This window comes from Okeania sp. (assembly GCF_983059655.1).
Window position 1 is genome coordinate 1 of the sequence record NZ_CEZPJD010000119.1, and the last position, 6,157, is coordinate 6,157.

The following is a 6,157-nucleotide window of genomic DNA, read 5'->3' on the forward strand; positions in this document are numbered from 1 at the left end:
ATGCGCTAGGTCATTTCAGTTATCAGTTATCAGTTATCAGTTATCAGTTATCAGTACCTCTGCAATAAGGAGGCTTGAAATAAGGAATATGTTCTTTTTTTTATCCCCTTAAAAGGGGAGGCGCATACCCACAATTTTTCGGTAATAGGGAATAGGGAACAGGGAAAGAAAAATATAATAAAAAAGATTGATTTTTTTGATTTTATAGAAAATACATCATAATTAATTATAAATTACAAATTATTAATAATTTACCTAACACCTAGTGTCGCTACGCGGAAGTCAGAAGTCAAAAGTCAGAAGTCAGAAGTATTGATTGGTAAGGCTTTTAGGATTTTGTAACTGGTCAGTTATTTCCGCCATTCTGCACTAGAAAGTTCTTTGTAGGAAACATTTATCAATTTGTTATAACTACTTTCTTCTTTCTTCTTCCTTCTTACTTCTTCCTTCTGCTAACTAAAAATTACCTTTTAAACCACCATATCTAGAAGCAAGACGTGCTTTACCTGCTGCTGCCCAATCTTGTAAAAACTTAATTTGTTCTTCTGCAGTTCTAGCTAAAGGTATAATTTGACTAGCAGACTCTAAGATATCCTCAGTAGTAAACTCACGATTTTGACTAAATCCTATGTGCATAGCTTCAATCAGAGATTGTTCTATTTCTGCACCAGAAAAATCTGGAGTTTCATAAGCTAGACGATTTATATCATAATTTTTGAGATTGTGAGGTCTTAGCCGAGATAAATGTACCTCAAAAATAGCTGTTCTTTCTTCTTGGTTAGGCAAACCAACAAAAAATATTTCATCAAACCTCCCTTTTCGTAATATCTCAGGTGGTAAAGATTGAATATTATTAGCAGTAGCTACCACAAATACAGGAGAAGTTTTCTCAGCTAACCAAGTAATAAATGTACCAAAAACTCGACTGGTAGTACCAGCATCTCCTTGACTTTTCAACCCTGCAAAACCTTTATCAATTTCATCGATCCACACAACACAAGGCGCTAAAGCTTCTGCAATAGAAATCATCTGTCGGGTACGAGACTCCGACTCTCCCACCAACCCTCCAAACAAACGTCCCACATCCAAACGTAATAGAGGTAAATGCCAATGATGAGCGATCGCTTTAGCGGTAAGAGATTTACCAGTACCTTGTATTCCTACCAAAAGTAAACCTCTAGGGTGAGGTAAACCATATTGTCTCGCCCTTTCAGAAAATGCTCCTCCCCGTCGCAATAACCAATCTTTGAGATTATCTAAACCCCCAATATCAGAAATATTTTCACGAGCAGGATAGAAATCTAATATTTGAGTTTGGCGGATGGTCTGACGTTTTTCTTCTAAGATTAAATCAACATCATTAAGCTGTAGTTCTCCGTGAGTAGCAATAGCTTTAGCCAAAACTCTTCTAATTCTTTCAATAGATAATCCTTGAGCTGCTCGAACAACTTCATCTAATAAACGTTTGTCTAAAGATTGACCCATTGCCATTAATAGACGTTCTACCTCTTGGGAAATTTCTTGACTATTTGGCAGTGGGAATTCTATTATTGTTATAACCTCAGTTAAATCTTCTGGAACAGATATTTGAGGAGCAAGAATAACAATATTTTTAGGTTGAGATTTTAATTTCTTTGCTAAATTTCGTAGTTTTCTTGAAATAGAAATATCTTCTAAAAATCTTTGAAAATCACGCAAAATAAAGATTGCTGGAGCAGATTCTGGCAACTTTTCCACCAGCTCCAAACCTTGAAGAGGATTTCTTTTTCCCCACCCTGTATCGTTAGGATTATTTTGATATCCTTCAACAAAGTCCCATACATAAACTGCTCTATTACCTTGTTTTTTTGCTGATTCAGTAATTGTAATTTCTACTCGTTCTTCTTCTATAGTCTGGATATAAATTATTGAATAGCGCGATCGTAATAGTAGTTCAAACTCTTCTTGAAAACTCATAATATTTTTTTGTTATATAGAATCCAGTTATATAGTATATGTTGATAATTCTATAATTACTTCAATATTCAATTTACCGAATAATTAAGGTTTAAAGCCTCTCCTTTAAAGGATAAACAAGCGAATATTTCCTTTGAGTCAATCCTATCCTTGATCAAGAAGAGGTAATTATTAATTATTAATTATTAATTATTAATTATTATTTATATTCAGTTGTTTTTTAATAGATTCTAAACCAGCCCATCGCCGGTCTATAATTGATGAGGAGCCATTTGTATCAGATAATTTAATTCCCTGACAATTTTTATCGCATAACTTTCTAGGGGGAACTGCCAAACAAAACTGTTCATATATCCATTCTTTAGGGTTAAAATATCCATCTGGAGGTAAAGTTTCTACCAAATCCTCCACAGAGTTTTCTACTTCTATATAAAATAAATCTTTTTGCTCTTTAATTTCTTTCAGCCAAATTAATTCTTTTGGATTAATCAGTAATTTATAGTTATACTGGTTTAAACATCGATCGCAAGTGAGAGTAATAATTGTTTCTACTTTTCCGTTAACTTCCAGATAATTTCCATGATGAGTTACTTGTAAATAACCTCTAACTGGAGTCAGTGTTTCCAAGTCTGATATAAATTCCTCAAACTTGATAGCCTCAGTCTGCTCAGTTTTTTTCAGTAGACTGGGAATATGTATTACTTCCATCTTCACTTCACCTCACTTATTCCATAACAGCTATTCAGAATTCTGAGTAGAGAATTCTGAATTTGCCTTATCTAACTAATGATTTTAATGTCAATAACTCATTCTTTTCTCCAAATATTTTCTATTGGTCATTAGCTTCTAATTTTTACTACTAAACGGCGGTCTGGCTCCTGTCCATGACTGTAAGTTTCTAAATCTTCACAGTCTTGAAGCATAGTATGTATTTGACGACGTTCGGCAGAAGATAGAGATGTTAACTCATGCTCTTCACCAGTCAAACGTACTTTTTTTGCTGCATACTCTGCTATTAATAGGAGTTCTTCTTGACGGCGAACTCGATAACCGGCTATTTCCACAGTGTAGGACAGATGCTGTTCTGAATCATAAGCTATATTCAGAATTGTATTAGCAAGATACTGAATTGCATCAATTGCTTTACCATCAAATCCTACTAGAATAGAAATTTGTTCTGGTGTCAGATTTGTCTCATCTATGATTAACCAATAGCCGTCTTCTTGTTGTTGACCTGTGACTTTTGCTGGAATTTCTGCTAAATTTAGCAGCTTCTCTAGCCATTGCTTTCCTTGGTCTAATCCTTGCTCTATATAATAACTATCGTTCATTACTAGCATTAAGCTTTCTTTTTAGAACGTCCTGGTTCAAAGGGTAGCGCTTCTCTTCCCTTTCCTGTTTTTGTTGTTTTTGGCTGTGACTCTTCTACTAATTTCTGTAGGTTCTCAGGTAATGGTTCCTTAGATAAAATAAAAGCCTGAACCGTTTGAAATATGTTAGCTATGAGCATATAGAGTAACACACCTGCCGGTAAAGGAGTAAACAGAAATATTCCTGAAAACAAAAAGGGAGTGATTTTGTTGATTGAGTCTTGATTCGGATTAGCATTGTTAGCCCCAGGTCCTTTACCTGATATAGTCTGACTAGCATAGATACTAACTCCAAAACCAATCACCATAATTAATATATCCCAGTGAATCTTCCCATTTTCATCTAAGACACCGACACGACCTAGAGCTTTAATAAATAGAAATCCTTTATTCGCTGCAATTCCTGGGATAGTACCTTGAATTGTAGCTTCACCTGATTGTAAAGCTACTAAGTTACCATCTTGATCGATTTGAACTCTTTCAGAACCTTTTGTTATAGTCCATGTAGGCTTAACTTCGGTTTGATTATATTCCTGTTTCAGAGTTTCTAGAGATTTACCCTCTACTGTTTGAAATTCAACTTGAGCTCGATCTCCAACAACTAACTTATTACCAGTGGGCATCAAGGCCAAAATAGGAAAGTGGACTCCATCATTAACGTATATGTTTTGAGGTGAAGTTGTATAAGCTTGTGGTTGAATTCGCTCTAGTTGTTCTTGAGGAAATATTTGTATATCTACAGTGTAATTAATATTAGTAAAGGGCGATCCACGCAGAGTTGCAAACAACGCAAACAGTATAGGCATTTGAAATAGCAGTGGTAAACATCCTGCCAATGGATTAAACTCTTTCATCAGTTTACCCATTTCTTCCTGCTGTTTTTGTGGATCGTCTTTATAGCGTTTTTGAATCTCCTCTTGTCGCTTTTTCATCAAAGGTTGCGTAACTTTCATTTTACGCATATTCCTAATTTGCCCTGCATTTAACGGGTAGAGACTTGCGCGAATTACAAGAGTTAAAGCTACGATCGCTAGACCATAACTTGGTACGATCCCGTAGAAAAAATCTAGGATCGGTAGCATTATATTGTTGGAAAGAAACCCTATACCAAAATCCATTATTTTATCTCAACCTTGGGGCTGGTAATATTTCTAATTTCGACTATTTTTAATTTTTGATTACTATATAATAAGGGTATCTAGCTTAACACCTATAAATTAGTCATTTATAAGAACTTTTACTAGGTCGATATTATATTAGTAGCTAATTGAAAGACATATAGCTTTGAAAAATAATAGTTAAATAACTATCAATTAGTAGGACTATTAGTTTTTTGAGCCTTTGCATTCATCTTTTCAGTTATATAAGATTCAATTTCCCTAAATCTTGGTATTGCCCTGAGTTCTAAACGAGTACCATTTCTGAGAGTAACTACCAAGTCCCCCCAAGCTCCTAATCCTCTGGGGACTTTTGCTATGTTGACAATTTCTGAATAAACAATATCTGTTCTATCTTGTCCCATCCAGCCTCCAATCACGGAAACTCGGCGATTAGTAATCCTATAGCGTAGCCATAAAGCCCTAACAATAGCAGCAACAGTTAAAGGTAGGCCAATAATTGTTAAACCAATAAATAAGTTAAGAATTAAATCTCCTATGTGGGGACCACCTTCATAAAAGGCTTCCTCTCGAATACCCATCCAACACCTCCACTTGTGTCAATAACTCTTCTAATTGTTGCAGAAATTGAGAATAATTGCACTGTTGAGCGGTTGGTTTAACTACAATCACGATATCCCATCCTTTGGAGATAAATGGCAACATTTGACGTAAAGCTGCTCTAATTTGGCGTTTAATTCGATTTCTGACTACCGCTCCTTTGCTCACTTTTTTGCTTATAGTAATGCCTATCCGAGTGGGTCGCAGAGGTTCTAAATTATCTACACCTTGAGGTAACTTAGGCTCTTGTCGATGACGCAGAGCCTTTAATGACAAATAAGAAGTATTCTTGCGAATTCCTTTTTGATATACAGCACCAAAATCTTTATGATGACGTAGCCTGTTTTCGATAGGCAACATAGTGAGATTATTTAAAATTTGTCTATAATCATCAGACTTATGTCTAATTTTCTTTTTCTAATACACTGCTAGACGCTCCCGCCCTTTTTGCCGACGCGCTTTAATTACTGCTCGGCCATTTCTAGTACGCATTCTTGTTCTAAAGCCAGATACTCTTCTTCTTTTTCTACTGGTACCATGTAAAGTCCTTTGAGTCATTTTTTCTACTCCTTAGCCACTAATCTAATCACAACTTAAAGTCACAATCTCCAATGGTAGCACATTTATTACATTAAGTAAAACTGGGTAAATCTATAGTCTATTTCTCAATCCAATATCCTATTCTATGGTCAAAAGCCATGTGCCAATATAACGCAGTAAAGGCACATCACCAGGAGTCCTAATATTGGCATTAAAGTGATACATTCCACCAAATCGAGGATTTCTCACATTGTTAAAAACTACTTCAATTTTATTACCAGCAGGAATAGGTTCAGTAGGGTAAATTTCTACAAAATTATTTTCTTTGTCCCATACTATTTCATCAATAGGTATTGATTCTGGCTTTTCTGAACTTCCTCCCCCAACACGAATTTCTATTTTGTCAGTATCAAATGAACCTTTGTAGTAATTAGGATAAAAAATTGATAACTGAGCAACTGCTAAATTCAATTTATTTGCTGGTATCCTCAGTCGATAACGATCCCAAGTCCCGGACTTACCAGAATCTAAACGGAAGTTTAACTGATTTTTTTGTTCTGGGCCACCAAATAA

Annotated in this window: 8 protein-coding genes; all 8 read right to left on the reverse strand. The window is 35.3% G+C overall.

What is annotated here, in order from left to right; all coding sequences use genetic code 11:
• Nucleotides 1–456: 456 nt before the first annotated feature.
• A complete protein-coding gene (locus AC3DU7_RS09480) occupies nt 457–1,956 on the reverse strand; it encodes an AAA family ATPase (RefSeq protein ID WP_488039104.1) in 1,500 nt (499 codons plus the stop codon).
• Nucleotides 1,957–2,148: 192 nt separating this feature from the next.
• Nucleotides 2,149–2,664, reverse strand: a complete 516-nt coding sequence (locus AC3DU7_RS09485; RefSeq protein ID WP_488039105.1) for a YceD family protein — start codon at nt 2,662–2,664, stop codon at nt 2,149–2,151.
• A gap of 131 nt (nt 2,665–2,795) precedes the next feature.
• Entirely contained in the window at nt 2,796–3,296 is a 501-nt protein-coding gene (locus tag AC3DU7_RS09490; protein ID WP_488039106.1) for a Jag family protein, read from the reverse strand.
• Complete coding sequence (yidC, locus tag AC3DU7_RS09495) at nt 3,296–4,444, reverse strand: membrane protein insertase YidC (RefSeq protein WP_488039107.1); 1,149 nt, start codon at nt 4,442–4,444, stop codon at nt 3,296–3,298. Before yidC ends, AC3DU7_RS09490 begins: the two co-directional genes overlap by 1 nt.
• A gap of 191 nt (nt 4,445–4,635) precedes the next feature.
• Nucleotides 4,636–5,025 carry a PH domain-containing protein gene (locus tag AC3DU7_RS09500; RefSeq protein WP_488039108.1) on the reverse strand — a complete coding sequence of 130 codons (390 nt, stop codon included), beginning with the start codon at nt 5,023–5,025 and terminating at the stop codon, nt 4,636–4,638.
• Complete coding sequence (rnpA, locus tag AC3DU7_RS09505) at nt 4,997–5,404, reverse strand: ribonuclease P protein component (RefSeq protein WP_488039109.1); 408 nt, start codon at nt 5,402–5,404, stop codon at nt 4,997–4,999. Before rnpA ends, AC3DU7_RS09500 begins: the two co-directional genes overlap by 29 nt.
• Nucleotides 5,405–5,461: 57 nt before the next feature.
• A complete protein-coding gene (gene rpmH / locus AC3DU7_RS09510; protein ID WP_124147110.1) occupies nt 5,462–5,602 on the reverse strand; it encodes a 50S ribosomal protein L34 in 141 nt (46 codons plus the stop codon).
• Between the two features lie 120 nt (nt 5,603–5,722).
• Nucleotides 5,723–6,157 (reverse strand): DUF2808 domain-containing protein (locus AC3DU7_RS09515; protein ID WP_488039110.1); only part of this gene is annotated, 435 nt, incomplete at its 5' end.

Coding starts and splice junctions, on each gene's coding strand:
- AC3DU7_RS09485 (WP_488039105.1), bottom strand. CDS start 2,664: ATGGAAGTAATACATATTCCCAGTCTACTGAAAAAAACTGAGCAGACT.
- yidC (WP_488039107.1), bottom strand. CDS start 4,444: ATGGATTTTGGTATAGGGTTTCTTTCCAACAATATAATGCTACCGATC.
- AC3DU7_RS09480 (WP_488039104.1), bottom strand. CDS start 1,956: ATGAGTTTTCAAGAAGAGTTTGAACTACTATTACGATCGCGCTATTCA.
- rnpA (WP_488039109.1), bottom strand. CDS start 5,404: ATGTTGCCTATCGAAAACAGGCTACGTCATCATAAAGATTTTGGTGCT.
- rpmH (WP_124147110.1), bottom strand. CDS start 5,602: ATGACTCAAAGGACTTTACATGGTACCAGTAGAAAAAGAAGAAGAGTA.
- AC3DU7_RS09490 (WP_488039106.1), bottom strand. CDS start 3,296: ATGCTAGTAATGAACGATAGTTATTATATAGAGCAAGGATTAGACCAA.
- AC3DU7_RS09500 (WP_488039108.1), bottom strand. CDS start 5,025: ATGGGTATTCGAGAGGAAGCCTTTTATGAAGGTGGTCCCCACATAGGA.